Origin of the sequence: Leucobacter chromiireducens subsp. chromiireducens (assembly GCF_016758255.1) — a bacterium.
Classification (GTDB): Bacteria; Actinomycetota; Actinomycetes; order Actinomycetales; family Microbacteriaceae; genus Leucobacter; species Leucobacter chromiireducens.
This window is the reverse complement of sequence record NZ_QYAD01000005.1, coordinates 214033-240390: the sequence shown is the minus strand read 5'-3', so window position 1 is coordinate 240390 and position 26358 is coordinate 214033. Positions and strand designations below refer to the sequence as shown.

The window sequence follows — 26358 nt, the reverse complement described above, 5'->3', positions numbered from 1 at the left end:
TTTCGAGAATACGCTGAAATCTTCGGAATTCCTGAACAATCTTCACGATTCTCGATCTGTGTTGTCGTGGAGACCTCCGCAGGCCCGGCGGGCCAGAAGCGCCGAGAACCGGCTCAGCTAGATGCGGGTCTAGAGACATAGCCCAACCCCACTGCTTTGTCTGGCGGCGGGACTGACCCACCTAGCCGTCGAACTCTATCGACACGTGAGAAAGGCCCAGCCATGACTACCATTCAAGAACTCGCAGCAGATGAACGGACCGCCCGCATCATCCTCGCGATTGCATCAGAACCCGGCGACCAAGTCACCGGCATGATGCTCCGCACACTCGGAGCAACCGAAACCGTCGAGAACGCGCTCGCTGAGACACACCCGCCTGGCCCGGGCGGCGACACGTGGCAACGACGCCTCGCACCCCGCATCAACGCCGATCACATTCAACGGGTACTGGAAGACACCTCGCGGCATGACCTTCGGGTGCTCATTCCTGGTGATCCAGAATGGCCATCCGGGGTAGATGCGCTGGGTGATCGTGCTCCTTCTGCGCTTTGGGTGAAAGGTGACCCGAAACCACTCGCGGCCCCGCACTGGGATCGGTTGGGGATTACCGGTGCTCGCGCCGCCACCGGATATGGGGTCCATGTCACAGGAGAAATCGCGGGCGAAGCGGTGGTCGATTTTCGGCAAGTCATATCCGGCGGTGCATACGGGGTGGATAGTGCGGCGCATCGGGCAGCCCTCGACGCAGCAGGTACGACCGTTGCGGTGATGGCGGGCGGGCTTGACCGGCACTATCCTGCCGGAAACGCTGACTTGTTCCAGCGAATCGAACGCGATGGTGTTCTCGTGAGCGAGCTGCCTCCCGGAGCCGCCCCGACCAGGTGGCGGTTCATGCAACGTGGCCGGTTAATTGCCGCCCTCTCCGGTGCTGTCGTCGTCACTGAAGCGGGGGTGCGGTCTGGTGCGCTGCATACTGCGTCCTCGGCAATCAATTTGCAACGACCAGTGGGCGCGGTACCCGGCCCGGTCACAAGTGCCGCCTCGGCTGGCTGCCACCGGCTCATGCGTGACGGACTTGCTTCACTCGTCGCAACCTATGAAGACGCACGCGAGCTGTTGTCTTCCGTGAGGGACGGGGCACAGCACACGGTCCGGGTGCGAGCTGGCCTCGAGAACGATGCACTTGACCCGATCGAAGTTTCTGACCAGCCCCCGCATCGAGGTCTGTCGCTCTGAGATGTCGGGTGAGCGGGGCGCACCTGCTGGGTGGGACGGCTGAATCGTAGTCGTCCGTCTGTCACCACTGTCAGGAGGACGTTCATGTCTGTCACACCGCTCATCCCCGATGCAGGGTTGGAGGACCACCCACCCGGTGGATTCCTCCAACGTATCGCCGCCATCTTCACTGCGCTCCTGTTACTCACGGGAAGCATTGTTCTCGGCATCACCCCGCCTGCGCACGCGGCCACTGCCGGAGTTGGTTACTGGTCCGGGAACTCATTTCTAGGCGCATTCAACCCCGGTACGGATGGGCGTCAGGCCTATTGTGCTGATCTTGATGCTGCGCCACCGTGGTCGGCAACTTCAGGACCGCAAACAATCACATCGTTTGATTCAGTGTCGCGACAGCAGCTTGCCGAATTGAACTATGTGATGGCGAAATATGGGCAGTCGTCAGACCCGAACATGACGTCGGCGGTGCAACTGTTTGTCTGGTCAATCACGAGCGCTGCCAGCTACAACTCTCACGGAATGTCTGGCGACGACTATAACGTGACGGTCGCACCAGCGTCGGAACGGGCAACGATCCTCGGGTATCTTGCGGCAATGCGGCAGGAAGCTAGCGTGTATGCGGTCACTGACCCATCACTCTCGCTCACGCTTTCAATGTCAGATCAGTACACCGGGACCGTGACCGTCGCAACCCATCCGTCCGGACTGACTGGTGCCGCCTCACTCACCAATGCAGTGTTCGCAAACGGTTCGCCCACTCGTACTCTTGGTGCGGGCAGCCATCCCATCACAGGTACCCCCGCAGATGGGGTCCCTTCCTACCAAATTGATGCCTCGATGAGGGTTGATGCTGCCGGATTCGGGGCAGCAATCGACTTGTACACGACCCCCGGCGAACAGCGACTCATCAACTTCGTCGCGGGTTCAGGTTCTGGCCTCTCCGCACGAGCGCAGTCACCGGTGATCGAGTTGGATTTCCAGCCCGAAATCACCACGCACGTGTCCTCTCGGTTCGTCGCCGAAGGAGACGCGTTCACCGACGAACTGAATGTGTCAGTGACGAAAGGCACCTGGATTCAGCTCGATGGCACCCCGATCACCGTGACGGCGTCAGGCACACTCTATGGGCCGTTTGACGAGCAGCCAGCAGAAGCGAACGCACCACCAGGCGGTGCACCTGTCGCGGGTACGGAAACTCTCGCACTGACCGGTGCCGGGGCATACACCTCACCGGGCACGATTCGGGCAACAGCGTCAGGGTTCTACACGTGGGTGTGGCAGATCGACAAGAACGCTCAAAGCGCGAATGCGAAGTATCTCACTGACTCGTTCGTAGACCGATTCGGGCAGGTGACGGAAACCAGTATCGTGCCGTTCCAACCAGAGGCCGTCTCCGAAGCAGACCAGCGCCTCGTGGTGCCCGGTGATGCACTCACCGACACGATCACGGTGAGCAGCACGAACGGGGCCTGGCTCAAAAAGGACGGCTCGTTTATCCCAGTGATCTTCGAGGGCACGGCCTACCAAGTACCGGGCACACTGCCACCTGCGAAGTCGGCGATGATCGACCCGGACGCGGTGCCGCTGGGCACGGTTACCGTCACCGCGGACGGACCTGGCGTATACACCTCACCGGAAGTCGTCACGACTACTGGCGGGTTTGTGACGTGGGTGTGGGAAGTGAAGAAGGACTTGCAACCTGAGTGGGTGCGTGACTATCTCGCGGCAGACTGGGCCGACGAATACGGCATCACTGTGGAGACCACGTCGGTGCGGTGGCCGATCATGGCGACCTCGCTGATGCGCGAATATAACGTGCACCCCAGCGGCCGCGCATTCGATGTCGTCACAGTGAGTGGATTTCCCGCAAACCACGGGGATTTCACGGGCGATGGGTACTGGGGAGCTGACGTGGATGAACTCACCCACACTGTGTACGGGCCGTTCGCCACTGATGCTGAGCTGACTGAGGGCATGGATTTGTCGGATGCTCCGGTGCTTGCGGAACTGTCGACGCCCGCACGAAACGGGGTCTACAAGCTCGGCTATACCGATACTGACCAGATCGTTCCGACGGAGCCCGGATACTACGTCCTCGTCACCCAGTTCGTGGGCGATGACCGGGTACAGCCGTACCAGTCGTCTCCGGCAGATGTGCTCGAACGGTTCTTCGTGCCACCTACGGATACTGAGGTTCCGGTCACGGTGATCACACAAGCGACCCCGGAAGCGCTCGTCGGGCAGCCGTTCGAAGACACTGCGCTCGTGCAGGGCAGCAACATTCCAGCCGGTGCCTATCTCGTATTTCGAGCGTATGGCCCCCACGAGGCAAATGCTGAACCGGTGTGTGAAGTGCCGATCTTCACGAGCGAGGAAGTCGCGGTGACCCAGGCAGGCGTTTATCGTTCTGGCTCCACGAAGGTGGATAGTGCCGGGAACGTGTATTGGATTGAAACCTTGTACGACGCGGACGGTGAACTCATTGCTGAGGGAAAGTGTGGGGCACCCGGTGAAACCACGGTCGTGCTCGACCAGCCGGATGAACTCACGGTGAAAACGAACGCCGTTGCAACCGTCGTGCTCGGAAATCCCGCTCACGATGTCGCAACCGTGTCAGGCACCGTGCCAGACGGGGCGACGCTGTTGTTTGAGGCGTACCGACAAGACGGTGACACTGCTACGTGCACCGCCGATGAACTGGTGTTCACCTCAGAAGTCATCGAACTGGATGGGCCAGGCGAGTACCGATCAAACGAGGTCGTGTTTGACCGCGTGGGCACGTACTACTGGGTAGAGACCGTCACCGATACTGACGGCACCGTGCTCCATCGCGGCCTGTGCGGGGCACCGGATGAAACCACCGCAGTGACCGCTGAACCAGAAAAACCAGTGACCCCGCCGACATCGCCGACACCTCCGGAGCTGGCGATCACCGGTGGTGGAAGTTGGTTGCCACTCGGGCTGGCTGCCGGAGCTTCGCTCGCGATCTTGGGCGGCGTGCTCCTGTTTGGCCGCCGTCTCGCAATCGCACGCGCCCGCACCGGATACGTCCAGGAAGACGACGAAGCGTTCCACGAAATCGAGGAACTGTTCGAGACGAAGGAGGACTCACACTAGACGGCTGATCTGCCGGGCACCCCTACCTAATCATCGGCAGGCCAGCTCAGAGAGGGCACGAACCATCCCCGGTTCGTGCCCTCTCGCACGTCTGTGGGCGACACTCGTGCACCTTGCTGGCGAACCCACGCCCGTGAAAGGACCCACTCGTGAACTCACAGCCTTCGTATCGCCGTACCGCTCAATCACACCCCGTCAACGCTCCAGAGTCGCCAGCCCCGCGGGGTACACACGAAGGGCCGTTCACCGTGCCAGTTGTGGAGTTCGTAGTTCTCGACGACGGCACGATGACCGTGACAATCGACGGCACCCCCTACGCGCCGCAACCATATGCGCCACCGTGGAAACGAAACTCATTCCCGATGATCCTCGATACCCTCACCGCCCACTATCGAACCCCTATACGAGTGCTCGTGCGTGAAGCAGACGGTTCCACCTTCACCGACATCATCACTCCGCCTCAGATACGCACCCAAGAAGCACCTGCCGTCGTTGTTGCGCCTGTTGCTCCAACGTTCCCAGTTCCATTTGCGACCGCCCCTCCACCGATTGCCGCAGTGCCTTCACACTCACCGTCTCGACCGGTGCTGCCGCACCCTCTAGTCCCGTCACCGGTGCACGAGATTTCAGCGGAAGGATTCGTCCCTGGAGAGGACGTTGCGGTCGCGATCATCACCACTCACTGTGATGCCTCAAACGACGGGATCGCCCGCACGCTACTCACGTCGGAACAGCTCGCAGAATCTCCCACACGGGAGATCATCATGCTCGGGCGGGTCTCCGGCACACTCGTAGTCGGTCGCTCCGAATGAGTACGCCCAGACAGTCCGGCGTGCTCGGCGACGAACTCACAAACCTGGGAATCATCCTGCTCATTGCCGCCGCAGTCCTTGCGGGCATCCTTCGCCTCGCAGCATCAATCACCGCATGGGCCACTCGCACGAACCAGCCGACCGGCGGCATTGACACGGGCCTCGGCGTGCTCTTACAACCCGCAAACCCTGGACAGGCGCTAGGCGCAAATGACTTAAACCCGTTCGCGTATTGGGTCATTGCTGGCATTCTCTCCCTGCTCGTGAGCCTTGCCGGGTGGCGCATCTGGGGGTGGGTGCGTGACCATAACCGGCAGCTGAAACAGGACCCCTACCGAATCATCGGGATCGCCACCCGCACAGACGTGCGCGACGCGGCCTCAACCCGGTCGCTGCTGGGACGTGCACGCCAGCTTCGCCCCTCACTTGATACACCGAGGCCAGAAGACGTCGGCTACCTGTTGGGGGCTTCTCGCGGAGTTGGAGTCTGGGCAAGTGTCGAAGACTCCGTGTTGTTGATTGGGCCGCCTCGTTCCGGCAAAGGCCTCCACATCGTAATCAACGCAATCCTCGATGCGCCCGGGGCGGTCATCACGACCTCCACCCGTCCAGACAATCTCACGGCGACACTTCGGGCACGGCAACTCGTGGGGCCGGTGGCAGTGTTCGACCCGCAACGACTCGCAGAAGGTATCCCAGCAGGGCTGCGGTGGTCACCAATCCGTGGGTGCGATGATCCGTTGACGGCGATGATCCGTGCCACAGGCTTGGCCGCTGGCACCGGCCTATCTGCTGGCGGAGTGGAAGGTGGCGACTTCTGGGAAGGGAAAACTAGAACCGCCCTCCAAGCCTTGTTACACGCGGCAGCCCTCGACCACCGGCGGCCGGCGGAACTCTTCCGGTGGACTCTTGACCCGGCAGCCGCATCAGATGCAGTCGCGATTCTCACGTCCCACCCGAAAGCAGCGACCGGGTGGGCTGACTCGCTGCAAGCAATGATCGAATCAGACCCCCGCACCCGCGACTCTATCTGGCAAGGAGTATCGCTTTCACTCGCAGCCCTCGCCGACCCCCGGGTGCTCGATGCAGTCAGCCCAGACCCCGAGGAACAGTTTGATCCCGAACAGTTTCTGCGCGACAAGGGCACGGTCTATCTGTTGGCGACCGGAGCCGGGGCAAATAACTCGTCGTCGCTGGTGTCTGCGTTTGTGGAAGACCTGGTGGAAGCTGCGCGACGGATTGCAGCAAGATCGCCATTGGCGCGCCTCGATCCACCTCTTCTGCTGGCGCTTGACGAGATCGGAAACCTCGCTCCGCTTCCGTCCCTACCCACGCTCATGGCAGAAGGTGGCGGTACCGGGATCACGACTATGCCGGTGCTGCAATCCCTCGCGCAAGCACGAGAGAAATGGTCAGAGAATGCCGCCGGCGCAATCTGGGACGCCAGCATCGTGAAAATCATCCTCGGCGGAGCCTCAAACAGTCGCGACCTCCACGACCTCACGACCCTCATCGGAGAACGAGACGAGATCACCGATTCCACCACCGTCGGCGATCACGGTTCCCGGTCCGCCCAACGCTCAATCCGCCGTGTCCCGATCATGCCACCCGACGTCATTCGCACGCTGCCCTTCGGCACCGGACTCGTGCTGCTACGTGCTGCACCACCCATTGTGACCCGGCTCAGATCCTGGACTGCCAGGCGTGACGCACAAGCGCTCAAAGCAAATAAAACTGGCATCGAAAAGCTGCTGCATCGGCCCCAGGGAATCGAGGACGCACCTGCCTAGTACCGCCACACATTCCGTGTAGCGAACGAACTGAGGAGCGTCCAATGGCCATCCACACGCAACAATCCATGTCCGGATTCATAGCCTCTGACCCGCAACTCACGTATACCGAACGTGGGGATGCCCGGCTGTACATGAAGGTCGGCCAAGAGCATTACCAGAAAGAAATCGACGGGTCGTTCACGCAACTCGAAGCAACGTTCCATGACCTCGTCATCTACCGGAAAACTGCAGAACGCGCGCACGCACGCTTTGCCAAGGGAGACCGGTTCGTAGCCGAAGGATACACACGTGAATATGATCTGCCGAGCTCTGGCGAAGAAACGGTGCTGGGAGAAGAGTTCATCGCCAAGAAGATCGGGCATGACCTCGCTCGTACTCGGTACACCGTGGAACGCACACGCCGCACACCATCTGATCCGCTCAGCACCGGAATCGATGATCCAACACAAAATATGGAAGCAGCTCCAGCGGCTTCCGCAGCATCACTGGGCAGGTGACAGGAACAATGGCAACGGAACACGGACCTGCCGAGGACACCGGTAACAAATCGGAGTATGTAACGGAAACCGAGTTCGATGAAAGCTACGACCCCGACAGTACGATGATGCTCGAAGATACAGAACTGCCAGGACCGCCCGGCCCGGTGAACTGGAATCTCCTCACTGCGGAAGCCGCGGAAGAGGAATGGCTTGCACTGAATCAATGGGTGCACTGGCTCCGACGCACCTATGGGCTTCCTGTTGCGGTGCTCCCGCCATTCTGGCACCGGCATCCTGAACTCGTGTGGGAGCTCTCCGCGCTACACCTGCACTGGCTTTGCGCCTATGACATCGAGGCGAAGGGCAGTGCACCCCTGGTGTGGCATCGTGACTTTGCAGACGCGCGGCAGCGACTTCGAGACTGGGTTGCGGCCTCTGGTACACGCCTCGATACCGACCGTCCGACCCGCCAGACAACATGGCCGGGTGAGGCCCCAAGTGAGCCAGTTGAAGACGCCACTATTCGGAACCGAGAAGCAGACTTCGTTGAGTTCATCCATGCCGATGTACAACGAAGGCTTCGCGTAGAGGATGAGTTTTTTGCGGCCATTGTGTCCAATCAGGAGAAGCCCGATGTCCCGGCATGATCAGACGGGAAAGAAGTCTCTTCGACGATTCCGGGTTGAAGCAGTTCCGCTGAGGCAGACTGACTTGCACAAGTTGACGCAGATGTTCCTTGGCATGGCAGTATCACGATCTGAATCATCCATGTCTGAGCAACCTGTTGAGGATGAGCGACAGGACATAGAATAGGTCTCAACGCCGCGACCTGTTTGGTCGGGTGCGCAGTCTTTTTGCCCTAGTGGCTTACCTCTGTGTTGAGCAGTGGTCGTGTTTCCCATCTACGAGTCGCACCACGTGATTTTTAAATTCACGTTGGCTCCCACCATTGGTGAGAGGAAACACGACTCGTGACTATCGATCAACAACGAACGCAATCTAGCGTTGACCGGCTTGGCGAGACAACTACGCTCGCGGTTTCATATCTGCGCGTCTCTACCAAGGAACAAGCAGAGCGTGGTGGGCGTGCCGAAGGGTTCTCGATCCCAGCACAGCGTGAAGCCAACTTACGCAAGGCTCGCGATCTCAACGCGATCGTCATCGAAGAGTTCATCGACGCGGGAGAGTCGGCTCGAAAGGCTGATCGTCCGGAGCTTATGCGAATGATTGAGTACGTCAAAACTCACCATGTCGCGTATTGCATAGTTCACAAAGTTGATCGCCTCGCTCGTAACCGTGCTGACGACGTCGCTATCCACCTTGCGCTCAAAGAAGCCGGCGTAATGCTGGTTTCCGCGACAGAGAACATTGATGAAACACCATCTGGAATGCTGCTTCACGGCATCATGTCCACCATCGCGGAGTTCTATTCGCGGAACCTTGCAAACGAAGTAGCCAAGGGCATGATCCAAAAAGCCTCAACTGGCGGCACCGTCGCGCGAGCCCCAATTGGGTATCTCAACGTTCATAAACGCGATGAACTGGGGCGTGACGTTCCCACAGTCATCCAAGACCCACACCGATCTGCACTTGTTCGGTGGGCGTTTGAAGCCTATGCCACGGGAAACTATTCAACAACGAGATTGCATAGTGAACTTGTAGACCGCGGCCTAACAACCGTGCCAACGCCAAAACGTCCGTCGAAAGCGCCAGGGCTGACGACCATTCAGCAGATGCTTTCCAACCCCTATTACAAAGGTGACGTGATTTTTCGAGGCGCTCGGTATGACGGTTTACATGAGCAAATCGTTAGTACCGAACTTTGGTATCGGGTCCAGAACGTACTGACGGCCAACCAAGTCTCGGGCGAGAAAACACAGACACACGAGCATTACCTCAAAGGCTCGATCTACTGCGGTGACTGTGATTCTCGGCTCATGGTGTCTCATGCGAAGAACGGGAGAGGGGTCGTTTATCCGTACTTTATTTGTTCAGGTCGGCACTCTAAGCGCACCAACTGTATCCGCCAGGCAATGCCAATCCCTGATGTCGAACGTCAAGTCGAGGAGCACTACCGACGAGTGCAGATTCCTGAACACATTGTGACTGCGCTTCACCACATGTTGATTCGACAATTTGATGATCTTCGAAATGCGAGTAAAGCAGAGCGCCAAACCTTTAACTCTGAACGTGAGGCACTGAGAAACGAGAGGCGAAGCCTTCTCCATGCGCACCATGCTGGTGCAGTGCCGATTGACCTCCTCAAAGAAGAGCAAAACCGGATCGCGAGACGTCTTTCATTCCTTGACGCACAGATCGAAGCCGGCGAAATCGAGTACGACCGCGCCAAAGGACACCTTGAAGATTGTCTTACTTTGGCTGGAGACATGTACGCGATATATCTGAGTCTCGATGATTCGCTTCGGCGCATTTGCAATCAAGCATTCTTCGCCCGCATCAATATCTACGAGATAGAAGGCACTGAAATGGTGGATGCCGAACCTGGCGAGCCATTCGACGTGCTGCTCAACGCAGAGACCCACAACGTAGCCCTGGCTGAAGAGGCCAGGCTACGTGCAGGAGGGGAGGAAGTTAATCATGCTGATGTCGCATGTTTGAACATCCAACTTATGGTGGGCCCGGCCGGGATCGAACCGACGACATCCACGGTGTAAACGTGGCGCTCTACCAGCTGAGCTACAGGCCCGAGCGAATCGGACTCCCCAAGTGTAGGGGATTCCGATCCGCGAATGCGAATTAGGCGATTTCCGCGAGTGCCGTGCGGTACGACGCGAAGTCGCGAGCCTCGCCGGGAGCAGTCTCGAAGGATGCGAGCACGCGACGATCCTCACCAATCACGAGGGTGGCGCGCGTCGCGATGCCGGCTTCCTCGACGAAGACACCGTACTCCTTGGCGACCTGGCCGTGCGGCCAGAAGTCGGAGAGGATCGAGAACTCGTAGCCCTCCTGATCCGCCCACGCCTTCAGCGCCCACACGGAGTCAACCGAGATGCCGAGCAGGCGAACCTTGCTATCGGCAAAGATAGCGAGGTTGTCACGCAGCTCGCACAGCTCGCCCGTGCAGATTCCGGAGAACGCAAGCGGGAAGAAGACGAGAGCAACCGGCCCCTCCGCCACGAGCTCCGAGAGCGTCAGCTCTTCACCGTGCTGATCCGACAGGGTGAAATCGGGCGCCTGTGCGCCGACCTCGAGCACCATAGTGTGCTCCTTTCTCGGTGCGAAGCACCGGGGTGAACAGTCCGTCGGCTCAACACTAGCGAGGAGGCGGCGCCGACAGAACATGTCGGGTGTCCGAACATTCTGCGAATCACCCCTGCTCCCGGGCGCGGCGACCGCACGAAACGCCCGGCGCATCCGCGACTTTTCGCCATGCAGGCACGCGGATCCGAATCTCATACCATTCCACATCGTGGATGTTCGATAGTGTGGGAATCACACCCGCGAACCACGCGGGCGCCTCTCGTGCTGCGTTCCGTCGCATCAAGCCGCTTCGCAAGCGCAGCACGCCTCTGGTGAATGGAGCACAATCTTGGCTGTGAACACGCAGGATCCGTACGCACCCGACAGCGACGATCTGGATCCCCAGGAGACCGCCGAGTGGCGCGAGTCTCTCGACGCGGTGGTGGAGGAGCGCGGCGCTGGCCGCGGTCGCGAAATCATGACGAGCCTCTTGGACCGCTCGCGTCAGCTTCACTTGAATGTGCCGCAGGTCCCCACGACGGACTACGTCAACACGATCGCCTCTGAGGATGAGCCGGACTTCCCCGGCAACGAAGAGCTTGAGCGCCGCTACCGCTCCTGGATCCGCTGGAACGCAGCGATGACGGTGCACCGCGCGCAGGCGCCCGGCATCGGCGTTGGCGGACACATCTCGACGTACGCCTCGGCGGCGTCGCTGTATGAGGTGGGCTTCAACCACTTCTTCCGCGGCCAGGATCACCCGGGCGGCGGTGACCAGATCTTCGTGCAGGGCCACGCCTCCCCCGGCATGTACTCGCGCGCGTTCCTCGAGGGTCGGCTCACCGCGGATCAGCTCGATGGCTTCCGCCAGGAGAAGTCGCACGCTGGTGGCGGGCTCCCCTCCTACCCGCACCCGCGACTCGCTCCCGACTTCTGGCAGTTCCCCACGGTCTCCATGGGGCTCGGCCCGATCAACGCCATCTACCAGGCGCAGGTCAACAAGTACCTGACGAACCGCGGCATCAAGGACGCCTCGGACCAGCACGTCTGGGCCTTCCTCGGCGACGGGGAGATGGACGAGGTGGAGAGCCGCGGCCAGTTGCAGGTTGCGGCGAACGAGGGTCTCGACAACCTCACCTTCGTGATCAACGCAAACCTCCAGCGCCTCGACGGCCCCGTTCGCGGCAACGGCAAGATCATCCAGGAGCTTGAGAGCTACTTCCGTGGCGCGGGCTGGAACGTCATCAAGGTGATCTGGGGACGCGAGTGGGATGACCTCCTCAACCGTGACTCCGACGGCGCGCTGCTCAACCTGATGAACACCACGCCCGACGGCGACTTCCAGACCTACAAGGCGGAGAATGGCGGCTTCGTGCGCGACCACTTCTTCGGACGCGACGAGCGCGCGCTGCGCCTCGTTGAGAACTACTCGGACGAGCAGGTCTGGGGCCTTCGCCGCGGTGGCCACGACTACCGCAAGGTCTACGCAGCCTACAAGGCGGCGATGGAGCACAAGGGGCGTCCCACCGTCATCATCGCGAAGACGATCAAGGGCTATGGCCTCGGCCCCCACTTCGAGGGGCGCAATGCCACGCACCAGATGAAGAAGATGACGCTGGAAGATCTGAAGATGTTCCGCGACACGATGCACATCCCGATCACGGACGCGCAGCTCGAAGCGGATCCGTACCGCCCGCCGTACTACCACCCGGGCGCACAGGACGAGGCGATCGAGTACATCCACGAGCGTCGACGCTCACTCGGCGGCTACCTGCCCGAGCGCCGATCCACGCACGTTGACCTTGCCGTGCCCGTCGAGAAATCGTACGCAATCGCGGCGAAGGGCTCGGGGACGCAGGAAGCCGCGACCACCATGGTGTTCGTGCGCCTGCTCAAGGACCTGATGCGCGACGGCGAGTTCGGCAAGCGCATCGTTCCGATCATCCCCGACGAGGCACGCACCTTCGGGATGGACTCCTTCTTCCCCACGAAGAAGATCTACAACCCGCACGGTCAGAACTACGTCTCCGTCGACCGCGACCTGCTGCTCGCCTACAAGGAGAGCCCCGAGGGTGTACTCATCCACGTGGGCATCAACGAGGCCGGCGCATCGGCGGCCTTCACCGCGGTGGGGACCTCGTACTCGACGCACGGTGAGCCGCTCATCCCGGTCTACATCTTCTACTCGATGTTTGGTTTCCAGCGCACCGGCGATGCGCTGTGGGCAGCTGGCGACCAGATGGCTCGCGGCTTCCTGATCGGTGCCACCGCCGGGCGGACCACGCTCACCGGCGAGGGACTGCAGCACGCGGACGGACACTCGCTTGCGCTCGCTTCGACCAACCCCGCAGTGGTCGCATACGACCCCGCATACGGGTACGAGATCGGGCACATCATGCGCGCCGGTATCGAGCGGATGTACGGCGGCACCCACCCGGATCCCAATGTGATCTACTACCTCACCGTCTACAACGAGCCGATGATTCATCCCGCGGAGCCCGCGGATGTGGACGTCGACGGCATCGTGCGGGGCATCCACCGCGTGCAGGCTGCGAGCTCGGGCACGCACCGCGCGCAGATCCTCGCCTCCGGCGTCGCTGTGCCGTGGGCGCGGGAAGCCGCAGAGCTCCTCGCGAAGGACTGGGACGTGGCCGCCGACGTGTGGAGCGTCACGAGCTGGAACGAGCTGCAGCGCGACGGTGCGGCGGCAGAGCGCGATGCACTTCGCGATCTCGCGGCGACGCCGCGCACGCCGTACCTCACGGAGAAGCTCGCAGGTGCTGAAGGTCCCGTGGTTGCGGTCAGCGACTGGGCGACCCAGGTGCCCGAGCAGATCCGCCCCTACGTCCCGGGTGACTACTCGGTGCTTGGAGCCGATGGCTTCGGCTTCTCGGACACGCGCGCAGCGGCACGTCGGTACTTCGGCATCGACCGCGAGTCCGTCGTCGTGAAGGTGCTTCAGCGCCTCGCCGCGCAGGGCAAGATCGCCGCTGACATCCCGGCACGCGCCGCGGCACAGTACCGCCTGAACGACGTGAACGCCGGCACCACCGGCGGCGCGGGCGGGGACGCGTAGGAAAGATGGCTCGGAGGGTCGGTCGCTGATGGACCGTGCGAAAGAGCAGGAGTTGGCGTGGCTGCGCACCATTACCGGTGAGCTGTCCACGCTGACTCTGACGCGCCTCGACGAGACGCTGCCCTGGTACGGAAGTATGCCGCCGAGCCGCCGTTCTGCGGTGGGGCTCGTGGCGCAGACCGGTATCACCTCCTTCATCCAGTGGTACGAGGACCCCACCTCAACGCCCTGGATCGCCTCCGACGTGTTCAGCGCTGCGCCGCGCGAACTACTGCGCTCGATCAGTCTGCAGGAGACCCTGCAGCTGATTCGCGTAGTGGTCACGGTCGTCGAAGAGCGCGTCGGGCCCCGAAGCGAAGCGCTCCGGGAAGCGATCATGCACTACTCCCGGGACGTGGCTTTCGCGGCCGCGGACGTCTACGCCCGCGCCGCGGAGGCGCGCGGTCTCTGGGACGCACGCCTTGAGGCGCTCGTCGTCGACTCGATCCTCACGGGCGAGAGCGACGACGAGCTGCCGAGCCGCATCGCCGCCCTCGGGTGGCACGGTGACGGTGAAGCGGCGGTGCTCGTCGGTTCTGCTGAGCGCACCGTCGATGTTGATCAGCTGCGTCGTTCGGCACGCCACGCCGGGGCCGACGTGCTCATCGGTTTGCAGGGCACCCGCCTGGTGCTGGTGCTCGGCCGCGTCGACCCCGCACAACAGGAGAGTTCGTCAGCAACGCCAGCACCGGAGCCACTCCCCTTCATCGAGATTGCGACTCGGCTTGCGGACGGATTCTCCGATGGACCACTCGTGCTCGGACCGGCGGTGGCCAACCTCGTTGACGCATCGCGGAGCGCTCGAGCGGCGCTCGCAGGCGTCGCGGTCGCGCGATCGTGGCGAAAGGCGCCGCGCCCGGTGCTCGCGGACGACCTCCTCCCCGAGCGTGCGCTCGCCGGAGACGGGCTTGCTCGCCGCACGTTGATCGAGCAGATCTACGAGCCGCTTGCCGCACACTCGGGCGAACTGCTCGAAACGCTCTGGTGCTATCTCGACAACGGACGCTCGCTTGAGGCCACCGCCCGCGAGCTGTTCGTGCACCCCAACACCGTGCGCTATCGGCTCAAGAAGGTGTCCGATGTCATCGGCTGGAACGCGACTGGCGCCCGCGAAGCGCTGATCCTGCAATCCGCACTGATCGCGGGCTCCATCGCGCAGCACGGCCGCCGTCCGAGTACCCAGAAGTAGCTGCCGAGCCCCCTGGGACGAGCGCAGGCGCGCCGGATTCCACCAAAAATACGCGATCTCTACAACGATCTTTTGGATTTATGGTGGGGAATATGCAGGATGAGCGCCCCTGATCTGAGAAACTGGAACACGTGATTGTCATCGCCTGCCCTGGACAGGGCTCCCAGACCCCCGGTTTTCTGAGCGAGTGGCTCGAGCTGCCCGGCGGCCGCGAGTTCCTCACCGAGGCCTCCGAACGCGCCGGAGTGGACCTCATCGCTCACGGTACGCAGAGCGACGCCGACACTATCCGCGATACCGCGATCGCCCAGCCGCTCATTGTGGCCGCGAGCATTCTGGCCTGGCGTGAGCTTTCCGCGCGCACAGACCTCAGCGGCGTTGGCGTGGCCGGTCACTCGGTTGGCGAGTTCGCTGCGGCCACCGCAGCGGGCGTCCTCACCGCCGGGGACGCACTGGAGCTCGTTGGAGTGCGCGGCCGCGCGATGGCGGAGGCCGCTGCTCGCGAAGAGACCGGCATGGCAGCTGTGGTCGGTGGCGTTGAGGACGACGTGCTCGCACGAATCGCCGCACACGGACTGACGCCTGCGAACCGCAACGGCGGCGGGCAGATCGTCGCTGCCGGATCCCGATCTGCTCTTGCCGCGCTCGCTGAGGATGCCCCCCGCGGCGCACGCGTGATCGCACTGCAGGTGGCGGGCGCGTTCCACACCGAGTACATGGCCAGCGCGATCCCCGCCCTGCGCGACGCGGCCGCGAACGTCACCGCGACAGACCCGAGCCACCCCTTGTGGACGAATGCCGACGGGTCGCGCGTTGCGAGCGGCGCACAGTACGTCGAGCTGCTCGTCTCGCAGATCGCACAGCCCGTGCGCTGGGACGCCTGCATGACAGACTTCCAGGAGGCCGGCATCACCGGCCTCATCGAGCTCACTCCCGCGGGGGCGCTCACCGGTATCGCGAAGCGCGCGCTCAAGGGCGTGCCCGCGGTCGCCGTCAAGTCACCCGCCGATCTCGACGCGGCGGTCGCTCTGATCGCCGACGCCGCCTGACCGAAGGACACCTCACTATGTCTCCTCTCGTGCAGCCCACCGGGCCGATGCACTCCCGGATCCTTTCCATCGGCGCCGCCCGCGGCGACCTCGATGTGCCGAACGATGATCTCGTCGGGCCGATCGATTCCTCGGACGAGTGGATCCGGCAGCGCACGGGCATCATCCAGCGTCGCCGAGCGAGCGCAGAGCTCTCGGCCGTCGACCTCGCGGTTGCCGCAGGTGAAGAGGCAATCACGCGCTCCGGCCTCGACCGCCCCGCGATCGATGGCGTGATCATCTCCACGATCTCGAACGTGGCAGTGACGCCCTCCATGGCCTCGCTCGCCGCGCACCGACTCGGCCTGACCCCCGCCGCCGCGTTCGACATCTCGGCCGCATGCGCCGGATATGTGTACGGCGTCGCGCAGGCGGATGCTCTGGTGCGTTCGGGCGTGTGCACCAACGTGCTCGTCATCGGCGCTGAGAAGTTGTCGGATCTCGTGGACCCCACGGATCGCAGCATCTCCTTCCTGCTCGCTGACGGCGCCGGTGCTGTCGTGGTGGGGGCCAGCGATCACGCTGCGATCGGCCCGACCGTGTGGGGCTCGGACGGCGAGAAATGGGACACGATCCGGATGACCTCGACGTTCGAGGAGTACCGGAACAATCCGACCGAGGTCGCCTGGCCGACGCTCCGCCAGGACGGCCAGACCGTGTTCCGCTGGGCCGTCTGGGAGATGGCCAAGGTCGCGCGCCAGACGCTCGAGGAATCGGGCATCGAGGCGAAGGATCTCGCGGCGTTCATCCCCCACCAGGCAAACGCGCGTATCGTCGACGAGTTCGCGAAGCAGCTGAAGCTGCCGGAGAGCGTCGTCGTTGCCCGAGACATCGAGATGCAGGGCAACACCTCCGCAGCATCGATCCCGCTTGCGATGCACGCACTGCTCGAAGAGCACCCCGAACTGTCCGGTGGCCTGGCCCTGACGATCGGCTTCGGCGCCGGTCTCGTCTACGGCGCACAGGTCGTCGAACTCCCGTAGGCGTTCTCGCGCGCGGCTCCCGCCCGCGGCGGCGACGCCCCGATACACTTCATCAGCCAGAACCAATCTAAGGAGAAACACCATGGCATTCAGCAACGAAGAGGTCCTCGCAGGTCTTGCAGAGCTCATCAACGACGAGACCGGGATCGCGGCTGACGTCGTCGCACTCGATAAGTCGTTCACCGACGATCTCGACATCGACTCGATCTCCATGATGACGATCGTCGTCAACGCGGAGGAGAAGTTCGACGTGAAGATCCCCGACGAGGAAGTCAAGAACCTCAAGACCGTCGGCGACGCCGTCGATTTCATCGTCAAGGCTCAGGCCTAAGACGCCCCGGCTGCCGGGAGACGGGCACCTGCCCGTCTCCCCGCCCGGAACCCACGCCCAGCCCAGGATTTCACCACACCGGAGCACCAACACATGACGAAGAAGATTGTCGTTACCGGCATCGGCGCCACCTCCCCGATCGGCGGAACTGCCGCGGAGAGCTGGGACGCGCTCATCGCCGGCGCCTCTGGCGCGAAGACCCTTGCCCACGACTGGGTGGCACAGTACGACCTTCCCGTGCACTTCGCCGCCGAGGCGAAGGTACGACCCGAGGAAGTTCTCGCGCGCCCCGTCGCGAAGCGCCTCGACCCCTCGAGCCAGTTCGCCCTGATTGCGGCGACGGAAGCGTTTGCCGACGCAGGCTCCCCAGAACTTGATTCCGAGCGCCTCGGCGTTGACTGGGCCACCGGTATTGGTGGGCTCTGGTCGCTCCTCGATGCTTGGGATACCCTCCGCGAGAAGGGGCCGCGCCGGGTGATGCCGCTGACGGTTCCGATGCTCATGCCCAACGCTCCCGCTGCGGCTGTGTCCATGCACTTCGAGGCACGCGCCTACGCCCGTACCGTGGCCTCCGCGTGCGCGTCGAGCACCGAGTCGATCGCCGCAGCGTACGAGCACATTCAGGCGGGCTACGCCGATGTGGTCATCGCCGGTGGCTCGGAGTCCGCGATTCACCCCATCACGCTTGCCGCGTTCTCGTCGATGCAGGCACTCTCGAAGCGCAACGACTCCCCCGAGACCGCGTCGCGACCGTACAGTATTGACCGCGACGGCTTCGTCATGGGTGAGGGCGCCGCGGCGCTCGTCATCGAGAGCGAGGAACACGCACTTGCTCGCGGCGCAAAGATCTATGCAGAGATCGCGGGCGGAGGCGTGACTGCTGATTCGTACCACATCACCGCGAACGATCCCGAGGGTCGTGGCGCCAGCCGTGCGGTTGAGCTCGCGCTCACGCAGGCCGGTGCGACGCCGGATGAGGTCACGCACATTAACGCGCACGCGACCTCCACCCCCGTCGGTGACATTGCCGAGTACGCCGCGCTCCGCAAGGTGTTCGGCGACCGGATCGACGAGATTCCCGTATCCGCGACCAAGGGTGCGACCGGGCACCTGCTCGGCGGCACCGGCGCACTCGAGGCGCTCTTCACCATTCTCGCGGTGAAGAACCGGGTCGCTCCCCCGACGATCAACCTCTCCGAGCAGGATCCCGAGATTCCGCTTCAGGTATCGGGCACGCCGCAGCAGCTCGGTGATGCGCCTCAGCTGGCCATCTCGAACTCCTTCGGTTTCGGTGGCCACAATGCTGTTGTAGCGATCCGCTCCTACGACGCGTAGACACCCGGAAATGACTGAGGCCCTCTCCCATCCGGGAGCGGGCCTCAGTCGTTTCTCCGCTGATGCGGAGCGTGGCTTACGCTGCGATGTGCGAGGCGAGGAACCAGCGATCCTTGTCGAGCTGCTGTGCGATCGCGATTGCGATGTCCTGGCTCACGGGATCGATCTCCTCGAGGCCCTTTACCGCCGCGTAGACGGTGACCAACGTCGCGTCAATCTGCGCAACCATGTCACGAATGGCTGCCTCGGCCTGCTGGAAGCCATCGGCGAGCTCGGGAGTGGTCGTGCGGGCCGCAACGGTGCCGATGCGGCCGTCAACGGGAAGGCCCAGAGCGACGATGCGCTCCGCGACCTCGTCGTACGCGTCGCGGGCGCGGTCGACGACCTCGTCAAGGAGCTCGTGCACCGCAATGAAGTTCGCGCCGCGCACGTGCCAGTGAGCCTGCTTGCCGTTCACCGACAGTGCGATGAGGTCGTGTACGACGGGCGTGAGGTACTGAGACACACCGCTCGGGCGGTGCAGCTCGCCCTGGGCTGCGGGAACAGTGATCTGAGTCGTTGCCATGAAGTGATCCCCTTCGTTTTGGATGAGCCTGAACCGTGTGGATCCGTAGCTCCTATCAACCAACAACACCTACGCTACGCCGATTATTTCGGAGCGCAAGCAAGGAAAGGCTCGGCTAACCGGCGCAAAACTGCCAGATGGGGCGAAGATTTCCGCCCCATCTGCGCGCCGCTACGCGAGCACCTGTGCGAGGAAATCGAGCGGCTCGACACGAGGTCCGGTAAAGAACGGGACCTCTTCCTTCACGTGCCGACGCGCGTCGGTGGCACGCAGCTCGCGCATCAGGTCGACGATGCGGAGGAGGTCACCGGACTCAAACGCCAGCAGCCACTCATAGTCCCCGAGTGCGAACGATGCGACCGTGTTGGCAAGCACGTCGCCGTAGTCGCGGGCGGCAGCACCGTGCTCGCGCAGCATCTCCCGGCGCTCCGCATCCGGCAGGAGGTACCAGTCGTTGCTGCGCACGAACGGGTACACGCACACGAAATCACCGGGGGCGTCTCCCGCGAGGAAGGCGGGCACGTGGCCGCGGTTAAACTCGGCTGCGCGGTGGACGCCGATGTTCGACCAAACCGGCTCGAGTCGGCCGGCGGTCCACTCAAGTACGGTGCGGTACGCCTGCTGCAGCGCGCCGGTCGTGGGCGCGTGCCACCAGATCATCAGATCGGAGTCGGCGCGGAACCCTGCGACGTCGTACCAGCCACGCGTCGAAAGGCCAGGGATCGCCTCGAGCTCGGCGATCAGACCGGATGCGATCCCGCGCCATGCGGGGGTGACTCCCACCCCGCTCTGGGCACGAGTCTCCCGGAAGACCGCGTACATCGTGTAGTTGGTTTCGGCGTTGATCCGCTCCGCGTGCGCGCTGTGGTCAACGACAGGGGTAGTCGTAGTCATGATTCTCCTTGGCAGATTCGGCTGTGGTGAACGGCTAGTCGTCGGCGCCGGCGATGACGGGAATCCCGGTGACCTCGTCGTGGCGCATGCGGCAGCTGCCGGGCGGGGCAACATCAGGGAAAGCCCCGAGCGAACCGGCGGTGTCCACGGGAACCTCGGTTCCGCGCTCGCGGGCCGCACGCTCAAGGATCATGTCCACAAGCCCACGAATGAACGGCTCACGCACACTCACCGTGCCGGCCCGTGCCGCGGCGATGCCGTGCTCGGCAGCCGTTTCCAGCGCCTCGACGTCGAGATCGAATGCGACCTCCATGTGGTCCGAAATGAACCCGATCGGCGCGATGACAATCTTGGTCACGCCGGCCTGCGCAAGCTCGGCAATGTGGTCGTTCACGTCCGGCTCGAGCCAGGGAGTGCGGGGGTCGCCAGAGCGTGAGCAGTATGCGAGCGACGAGGGCAGCGGGGCCCCGGCCTCCTGTGCCAGCGCCGCATCGATCACCGCGCGAACGTCCTCGTGCTGCTCGCGATACCCCGGCCCGGTGACCGCCGAAGCGTCCTGCATGGTGTCGGGAATCGAGTGCGTCACATAGACGATGTGAGCGCCAGCGATACCGCCCTCGAGGGAGGCGCCCGCCTCACGGATCGCGTCGAGGTTTGCCTGCACGAAGCCCGGGTCGTTGAAGAACGGACGCAGGATGTCGATCTCCGGTGCAGCGGCGCCCAGCTCGGTCGTTGCCGCCGCGAGGTGCTCACGATACTGGCGGCTCCCTGAATACGATGCGTAGGCACTCGTGACCAGCGTGATGACCCGTTTCACACCAAAGGCGTGAGCGTCGCGCAGCGTATCAACCGTGTAGGGGTGCCAGTTCCGGTTTCCCCACACGACCGGGAGGGTGATCTCGCGGCGTGCAAGTTCCGCCTGCAGCGCGGCGACGAGCTCAAGATTCTGCTCGTTGATGGGGCTCCGCCCGCCGAAGTGGTGGTAATGCTCACCCACCTCGGCGAGGCGAGCCTCGGGAATTCCCTTTCCGCGGGTGACGTTGCGGAGGAAGGGAATGACATCGTCGGTCTCGTTCGGACCGCCGAAAGAACACACGAGGAGGGCGTCGTAAGGCAGGGCGTTTTCCGTCATGCTTTGCACCGTACCACCAGCTTTCCTGTAGATCTGATGTATAACATCGGATGTGTAAGATCTGATCTGGAATTCCGTGATTCGCACGAGTTTTCGGCCCGCCACAGGCGCGGCCACGCCACGCACTCATCGACAGGACCCCCGTGCCCCGCTCCCGCATCTGGCTCGCAGCCGGGCTTTCCGTGACCCTGCTGCTGGGCGTCTCGCTCGCTTCGCTGGCGCTCGGGATCGTGCGGATCCCCGTTGGCGAGACACTCGCGGGGCTCTTCTCCCCGAACGATGTGCCGCACCGCACCTCTGCGGTGCTTTGGACGATACGCCTGCCCCGCGTTGTGGTGGCCATGCTCGTTGGCGCCGCGCTCGCAATCTCCGGTGTGGTGATGCAGGCAATCCTCCGGAACCCCCTCGGAGAGCCGGGCATTACGGGTGTGTCTGCCGGTGCCGCCGTCGGTGCGGTCGCGAGCATGACGCTGGGTTTCACCGGCTCGGCCCAGTGGGGAATACCTATCGCCGCCTTCATCGGCGCTGCGGCGGTGACCCTCGTGCTGCAGTTCGTGCTCCACACCCGACGTGACCTCGGCTCTGCCACCGTGATCCTCATCGGCGTCTCCCTCAGCGCACTCGCCGGGGCGCTCATCAACATCCTCGTCGCAAACGCGAGCGACGATGCGGTCGTGCGGAGCGCAATGTTCTGGCTCGCCGGCGATCTTGAGCTGCGCACCTGGCAGCACGCGGCGCTCGCCGTCGCACCGATCGTGCTTGGCGGAGCCTGGATCCTCGGCCGCCATCGTCAGCTTGACGCCCTCGCTCTCGGCGATCAGATCGCCGCAACTTCCGGGGTGCACGTCCACCGGGAGCGTTTCACCCTGCTACTCGTCGCTTCGCTCGTGACCGGCGCAGCCGTCGCGGTGAGCGGCGTGATCAGCTTTGTGGGCCTGGTCGTGCCGCACGCGATGCGATTGCTCATCGGCGCATCGCACGCGCGGCTGCTGCCGCTTTCGGCGCTCGGCGGCGCGCTATTCATGGTGGTGGCGGACACGATTGCACGCACGGCGTTCGGAGCGGTGGTGGTACAGACGGGCGTGGTGGCGGCGCTGATTGGGGCCCCCGTCTTCCTCGCCCTCCTGCTCCGGAGAGGAGCGCGCTCGTGAATCGCATGCGTCACGGCCGTGAAGGCACGGCATTCGGCGGCGCACGCCTCGCTCGCTTTGCCGCTATTCGCGGGGGCCTGACGCTCAGCGATCCCATCTCCCTCGAACTTCGTCCCGGCAGCGTGCTCGGCCTGGTCGGCCCGAACGGCGCGGGGAAGTCTTCTCTCCTCGCGGCGCTTGCGCATACCGGGGTCGAGCACGTGGGGAGCTTCGACATCAACGGTGTGCCGCTTGACCGGATGCGCCCCCGCGCCCGAGCTGAGGCCCTCGCGCTTCTCCCCCAGGATCTGGCAGCGCCCGCCGAGCTCACCGTCGGGGAGCTCGTCGGAGTGGGCGCGCGTGCCGGCGGAGCAACGAACGTCGCAGAGACCGTTGGATCCGCGCTGCAGCGCAGCGGAATCCCAGAGCTCCACGCGCGACGCTTCGGGAGCCTTTCCGGGGGCCAGCGTCAGCTCGCGCACCTGGCACGAGTGCTTGCTCAGGGCACGCCGGTGGTGCTCCTCGACGAACCCACCTCGGCGCTTGACCTTGCGCACCAGCGGGCGGTCGAGCAGACGATCACTGCCCTCGCCGCGAGCGGTCGGATTGTGGTCGCCGCACTGCACGACCTGGGCTTCGCGCTCCACGTGAGTACCGCGGTGCTCCTGCTCAACGGGGATGGCACAACTGTGGCGGGCCCACCTGAGCAGGTGCTCACCGCCGAGCGCGTGCATGCGGCATATGGCGTCCCGACCGAGGTGCACACCACGCCCGGCGGCCGACGCGTGATCGTGCCCCGTGAGTGACGCGAACGAATCCCATCCCCCCATTCGTGCTCTGAATTCCCGAAGCCCTGAACTCTTGAATCCGTACCTTTCGAAAGGATCGCCGTGCTTGCCCGTCGACGTACCTCCTCCGCTCTGCTCGCATCCGCCGCAGCGCTGACTCTGCTGCTGAGCGGCTGCGCACCGAGTTCAGCAGCACCTGTGGCGAGTGACCACACCACAACGGACGACACTGCCGGCTTCCCGCGCACCATCGAGATCCCTGGTGCGCACGGTACCAAGGCAACGAGCCTCACGCTCGAGGCGGCACCCGAGACGATCGCCGCCCTCGACTACGAGAGCGCTGAGGTGCTCGCCGAGCTCGGGCTTGCCGAACATCTCGTGTTGGTGCCCGAAGCGGTGTTGAACCCAGCCCTTGGCGGGCACATTGATGAGCTGAGCGCAGTTCCAGAGATGATTCCGGTGGCAATGGAGCTCGACCCGGAAACGGTGATCGCCCTCGATCCCGATCTCGTGGTCATGAGTCCCCGGCACGGCGCCGAATCGCGGATGGGTGGGGTGTTTGCGCAAGCGGGCGTGCCGACATTGCAGCTTCCCGATTCGTGGACCGGCATCCCTGAGCTGACCGCAAACATCGAGTTGATCGGAGAGGCGACGGGTGCCGATGACACAGCGAACGCGCTCGCGAAGCAGCTGGAGACTGGGCTGGCGTCGAGCGCGACTCCGAGCAACGCGCGAGTGCTGGTGCTCAGCAACCAGGCTGGGCGCCCGTTTGTCACCGCGGGGAACGCCTTCCCGCTGCGGCTACTCGAACTTACCGGCGCACAGGATGTGAGCGCGGAGCTCGGGATCACTGCGACGGGCCCGATCAGTGCCGAACAAATCATCGAGGCAAATCCCGACGGCATCCTGCTCGTCGATATGAACGGCAGCGGCGAGCGACTCTTCAGCGAGCTGCTGAAGAACCCCGCGGTCGCCGCGCTCACCGGTGCCGAGCACACGCTGCTCGTTACCGGTCGCGAAGTGCAGGCCCTCGGCCTGAGTTCTACCGTCGACGGCTTGGCCACGCTGACGCAGTGGGTGGCCACGCTCGACGCGCCGTAGCGCTACGCGCGGGTGCCGCCTGCCCGCGTCCCACTCCGCGGAGAAATCTTCGATCTCGGTGCTATTCCCCGAGAGTCCACCGAGATTTTGGATTTCTCCGGGGAAAAGTGCGGGCAGCTGGCGGCGCGTGCCCAGCCGCGCCGAGCACGCGCTCGCTATAGTTGAGCCACGTATTCAGTTTCTCCACAGGAGTTGCTTCGATGGCTACCACAACACGCGGATCGCAGAAAGCGCGCGACACGCTCGAGTTTCTGCGCGAAAAAATTTCGAGCAGCGAGTGGGACGTCGGCACCCTCATTCCCAAGGAGCCCGAGCTCATGGAGCTCATCGGGGTCGGGAAATCGACCGTGCGCGAGGCGGTGCGCTCCCTCGCAGCGTTTGGCATGCTCGAGACAGTGCCGGGCGTCGGCACGTTCGTGCGCGCACGGACGCCGGTGAGCACCCTGCTCACCGAGTTTCTCGCTGACCACGACCTCGAAGAGGTGCTCGTCTACCGACGCTCGCTCGAAATCGAAGCAGCCCAGCACGCTGCCGTGCACCGCACGGAGGAGCAGCTCGCGGGCCTGCGTGAAGCGGTGCGCCGGGCGCAGGAGGCAGCACCGGGCAGCGCGGTCGACTCGTGCGACCACAGCACCAACCCCGGGTCCTTCCACCTCCTCGTGGTCGAAGCGAGCGGAAGCAAGCTGCTGCTTGATCTCTACCTCGGCGTGATGTCTCTCCTGCAGCGCGCCGCTGCGGAGGGCCGCGTTATTCTCGGCACGACCCTCGACACTATGCACCTCGATCATGGCGCGGTTTTGGACGCGATCGCCGAGCGCGACGTGCGCAGCGCCGCCCACTCGATGGCTCTGCATGTGGACCGCGATCTGGGCCTTCGCACGGACATGCTTGACTTCTCCGCACAGACTGAGCGCGCAGCGTCATTGATTGGCGCGGGTTTTGACCCGGGGGCTCACCCGGATAGCGATGAGTCCGCGCCGGTCGAACTCACGCTGCGCATGGGTGGCCAGGAGCCGGCTCGCCCCTAGTCCCTCGTGAGGCGATCACGAATCGCAGCAAGATCCGGCTCGCCGAGCCCGAGCCCCTCGCTGATGTAGCTCGACATATTCCCGAACCTGGTGCGCACCTCGGTGCGAGCGGCCGCGAGGTAGCTCTCGTCCACACCCAGCAACGGGATGAGCAGATCGGGATCGACCCCAGCCGCAGCAACCCGCGCGAAGAGCGGGGAGAACGTGGGCAGAAGGTCGCGGTTCGTTTGGAGGTAGTCGGCGAGAATGTCCGCTTCCGACGCCCCGGCAATCGTGAGAAGCGTGACCGCGGCCCAGCCCGTGCGATCCTTCCCCGTGGTGCAGTGAAAGAGCACCGTTTCGTCGTGAGCGCCGTGAGCAAGACCCCGGAAAAACTCGCGGTAGGCCTCGAGCGCCGACGGGAGCGCCACAATGTCTCGATAGGAGTCGCGGAGGAGCTCGGCCGCGTCGCCTCCCTGGAGGAGCGTCAGAAACTGACTGGGATCCGCCATGAGCTCCGCAAGATTCGCGGCAGCCGCGGCGTGCGCGCTATCCGCCAGCACATCGAGCGCGGAGCTGGTGATGTCGGGCGGCAACTGATCTGGCGCTGCGGAGATTTCCCCCGCCGTACGAAAGTCCACCACCGCGGTGACGCCGCGCGATACGAGGGCCGCCCCGTCTGTCGCATCGAGCTTCGCAAGACTTGCTGAACGCAGGACGCGCCCGGGCGCGATCGTGCCCGTCGGAGTCGAGATGCCCCCGAAGTCCCGGAGGTTCGCAACAGTGCCGAGCGGGATGTGGCGGTCAAGCGTGTGCATGGGAGCTCCTTTGCGGGTGCCGAGCAAGTGATCTCAGCCTACCCACTCTGCGGGGGCACGGCCTGAGCGCCACGACCCCATAGGATAGAGGGGTTGTTTCGGGGCGGTAGCTCAGTTGGTTAGAGCATCGGACTCATAATCCGCCGGTCACGGGTTCAAGCCCCGTCCGCCCTACCATGCATGACCGGCTCCGCTGTGGTGCGAGGCGTGCGCCGCGGGAGTATCGATTCTCGCGGGTGCGCTCTTT

At 63.7% G+C, this 26358-nt stretch carries 22 protein-coding genes and 2 tRNA genes; 18 read left to right on the top strand and 6 right to left on the bottom strand.

Translation table 11 applies throughout. The features are described from left to right. Window positions 1–222 precede the first annotated feature (222 nt). The 7 genes from dprA (at window position 223) to D3226_RS13825 (ending at window position 10109) form a co-directional block, all read left to right on the top strand. Window positions 223–1236 carry a DNA-processing protein DprA gene (gene dprA / locus D3226_RS13855; RefSeq protein WP_202383187.1) on the top strand — a complete coding sequence of 338 codons (1014 nt, stop codon included), beginning with the start codon at window positions 223–225 and terminating at the stop codon, window positions 1234–1236. Between the two features lie 381 nt (window positions 1237–1617). Further along, entirely contained in the window at window positions 1618–4350 is a 2733-nt protein-coding gene (locus D3226_RS13850; protein WP_202383186.1) for an RHS repeat domain-containing protein, read from the top strand. Window positions 4351–4964: 614 nt separating this feature from the next. Then, window positions 4965–5162 (top strand): hypothetical protein, encoded by a 198-nt coding sequence (locus tag D3226_RS14790; protein ID WP_237462896.1) that lies wholly within the window; start codon window positions 4965–4967, stop codon window positions 5160–5162. Next, window positions 5159–6952, top strand: a complete 1794-nt coding sequence (locus tag D3226_RS13840; protein ID WP_202383185.1) for a type IV secretory system conjugative DNA transfer family protein — start codon at window positions 5159–5161, stop codon at window positions 6950–6952. Before D3226_RS14790 ends, D3226_RS13840 begins: the two co-directional genes overlap by 4 nt. A gap of 44 nt (window positions 6953–6996) precedes the next feature. Continuing rightward, window positions 6997–7452, top strand: coding sequence for a single-stranded DNA-binding protein (locus D3226_RS13835; RefSeq protein WP_202383184.1), 456 nt, complete (start codon window positions 6997–6999; stop codon window positions 7450–7452). Between the two features lie 8 nt (window positions 7453–7460). After that, a complete protein-coding gene (locus D3226_RS13830; protein WP_420029103.1) occupies window positions 7461–8081 on the top strand; it encodes a hypothetical protein in 621 nt (206 codons plus the stop codon). A gap of 324 nt (window positions 8082–8405) precedes the next feature. Then, complete coding sequence (locus D3226_RS13825; protein WP_337249008.1) at window positions 8406–10109, top strand: recombinase family protein; 1704 nt, start codon at window positions 8406–8408, stop codon at window positions 10107–10109. On the opposite strand, the gene D3226_RS13820 is transcribed toward D3226_RS13825, so the two are convergent. Next, window positions 10066–10141: transfer RNA gene (locus D3226_RS13820), tRNA-Val, on the bottom strand. The genes D3226_RS13825 and D3226_RS13820 overlap by 44 nt on opposite strands. Before the next feature lie 50 nt (window positions 10142–10191). Next, window positions 10192–10653, bottom strand: a complete 462-nt coding sequence (locus tag D3226_RS13815; protein ID WP_202383183.1) for a peroxiredoxin — start codon at window positions 10651–10653, stop codon at window positions 10192–10194. 331 nt (window positions 10654–10984) lie between these two features. Between D3226_RS13815 and aceE the strand changes: the two genes are divergently transcribed. The 6 genes from aceE (at window position 10985) to D3226_RS13785 (ending at window position 18676) form a co-directional block, all read left to right on the top strand. Then, window positions 10985–13711 carry a pyruvate dehydrogenase (acetyl-transferring), homodimeric type gene (gene aceE, locus D3226_RS13810; RefSeq protein WP_202383182.1) on the top strand — a complete coding sequence of 909 codons (2727 nt, stop codon included), beginning with the start codon at window positions 10985–10987 and terminating at the stop codon, window positions 13709–13711. 28 nt (window positions 13712–13739) lie between these two features. Next, window positions 13740–14939 carry a PucR family transcriptional regulator gene (locus D3226_RS13805; protein WP_202383181.1) on the top strand — a complete coding sequence of 400 codons (1200 nt, stop codon included), beginning with the start codon at window positions 13740–13742 and terminating at the stop codon, window positions 14937–14939. Between the two features lie 131 nt (window positions 14940–15070). Then, window positions 15071–15988 (top strand): acyltransferase domain-containing protein, encoded by a 918-nt coding sequence (locus D3226_RS13800; protein ID WP_202383180.1) that lies wholly within the window; start codon window positions 15071–15073, stop codon window positions 15986–15988. A 17-nt stretch (window positions 15989–16005) separates the two neighbouring features. After that, a complete protein-coding gene (locus tag D3226_RS13795) occupies window positions 16006–17010 on the top strand; it encodes a beta-ketoacyl-ACP synthase III (protein ID WP_202383179.1) in 1005 nt (334 codons plus the stop codon). 82 nt (window positions 17011–17092) lie between these two features. Then, window positions 17093–17341 carry an acyl carrier protein gene (locus D3226_RS13790; protein ID WP_017794148.1) on the top strand — a complete coding sequence of 83 codons (249 nt, stop codon included), beginning with the start codon at window positions 17093–17095 and terminating at the stop codon, window positions 17339–17341. A gap of 93 nt (window positions 17342–17434) precedes the next feature. Beyond that, on the top strand, window positions 17435–18676 hold the full coding sequence (locus tag D3226_RS13785; RefSeq protein ID WP_202383178.1) for a beta-ketoacyl-[acyl-carrier-protein] synthase family protein: 1242 nt from the start codon (window positions 17435–17437) through the stop codon (window positions 18674–18676). A 76-nt stretch (window positions 18677–18752) separates the two neighbouring features. On the opposite strand, the gene D3226_RS13780 is transcribed toward D3226_RS13785, so the two are convergent. The 3 genes from D3226_RS13780 to D3226_RS13770 all read right to left on the bottom strand — a co-directional run bounded on the left by D3226_RS13780 (window position 18753) and on the right by D3226_RS13770 (window position 21267). Beyond that, window positions 18753–19241 (bottom strand): Dps family protein, encoded by a 489-nt coding sequence (locus tag D3226_RS13780; RefSeq protein WP_202383177.1) that lies wholly within the window; start codon window positions 19239–19241, stop codon window positions 18753–18755. A 171-nt stretch (window positions 19242–19412) separates the two neighbouring features. Then, complete coding sequence (gene hemQ, locus D3226_RS13775; protein WP_202383176.1) at window positions 19413–20135, bottom strand: hydrogen peroxide-dependent heme synthase; 723 nt, start codon at window positions 20133–20135, stop codon at window positions 19413–19415. Window positions 20136–20169: 34 nt separating this feature from the next. Next, complete coding sequence (locus D3226_RS13770) at window positions 20170–21267, bottom strand: ferrochelatase (RefSeq protein WP_202383175.1); 1098 nt, start codon at window positions 21265–21267, stop codon at window positions 20170–20172. A 143-nt stretch (window positions 21268–21410) separates the two neighbouring features. On the opposite strand from D3226_RS13770, the gene D3226_RS13765 reads away from it, so the two are divergent. From D3226_RS13765 to D3226_RS13750, 4 genes are all read left to right on the top strand, one after another. Next, the gene (locus tag D3226_RS13765) at window positions 21411–22418 is read left to right on the top strand and encodes an iron chelate uptake ABC transporter family permease subunit (RefSeq protein WP_202383174.1); all 1008 of its coding nucleotides are present in this window, start codon (window positions 21411–21413) and stop codon (window positions 22416–22418) included. 5 nt (window positions 22419–22423) lie between these two features. Further along, window positions 22424–23203 carry an ABC transporter ATP-binding protein gene (locus D3226_RS13760; protein ID WP_237462937.1) on the top strand — a complete coding sequence of 260 codons (780 nt, stop codon included), beginning with the start codon at window positions 22424–22426 and terminating at the stop codon, window positions 23201–23203. 84 nt (window positions 23204–23287) lie between these two features. Beyond that, window positions 23288–24286 carry an ABC transporter substrate-binding protein gene (locus D3226_RS13755; protein ID WP_202383172.1) on the top strand — a complete coding sequence of 333 codons (999 nt, stop codon included), beginning with the start codon at window positions 23288–23290 and terminating at the stop codon, window positions 24284–24286. A 200-nt stretch (window positions 24287–24486) separates the two neighbouring features. Continuing rightward, a complete protein-coding gene (locus tag D3226_RS13750) occupies window positions 24487–25314 on the top strand; it encodes a FadR/GntR family transcriptional regulator (RefSeq protein WP_202383171.1) in 828 nt (275 codons plus the stop codon). On the opposite strand, the gene D3226_RS13745 is transcribed toward D3226_RS13750, so the two are convergent. After that, on the bottom strand, window positions 25311–26111 hold the full coding sequence (locus D3226_RS13745) for a tyrosine-protein phosphatase (protein WP_202383170.1): 801 nt from the start codon (window positions 26109–26111) through the stop codon (window positions 25311–25313). The genes D3226_RS13750 and D3226_RS13745 overlap by 4 nt on opposite strands. A 100-nt stretch (window positions 26112–26211) precedes the next feature. On the opposite strand from D3226_RS13745, the gene D3226_RS13740 reads away from it, so the two are divergent. Next, window positions 26212–26288, top strand: a tRNA-Ile gene (locus tag D3226_RS13740). Window positions 26289–26358 lie beyond the last annotated feature (70 nt).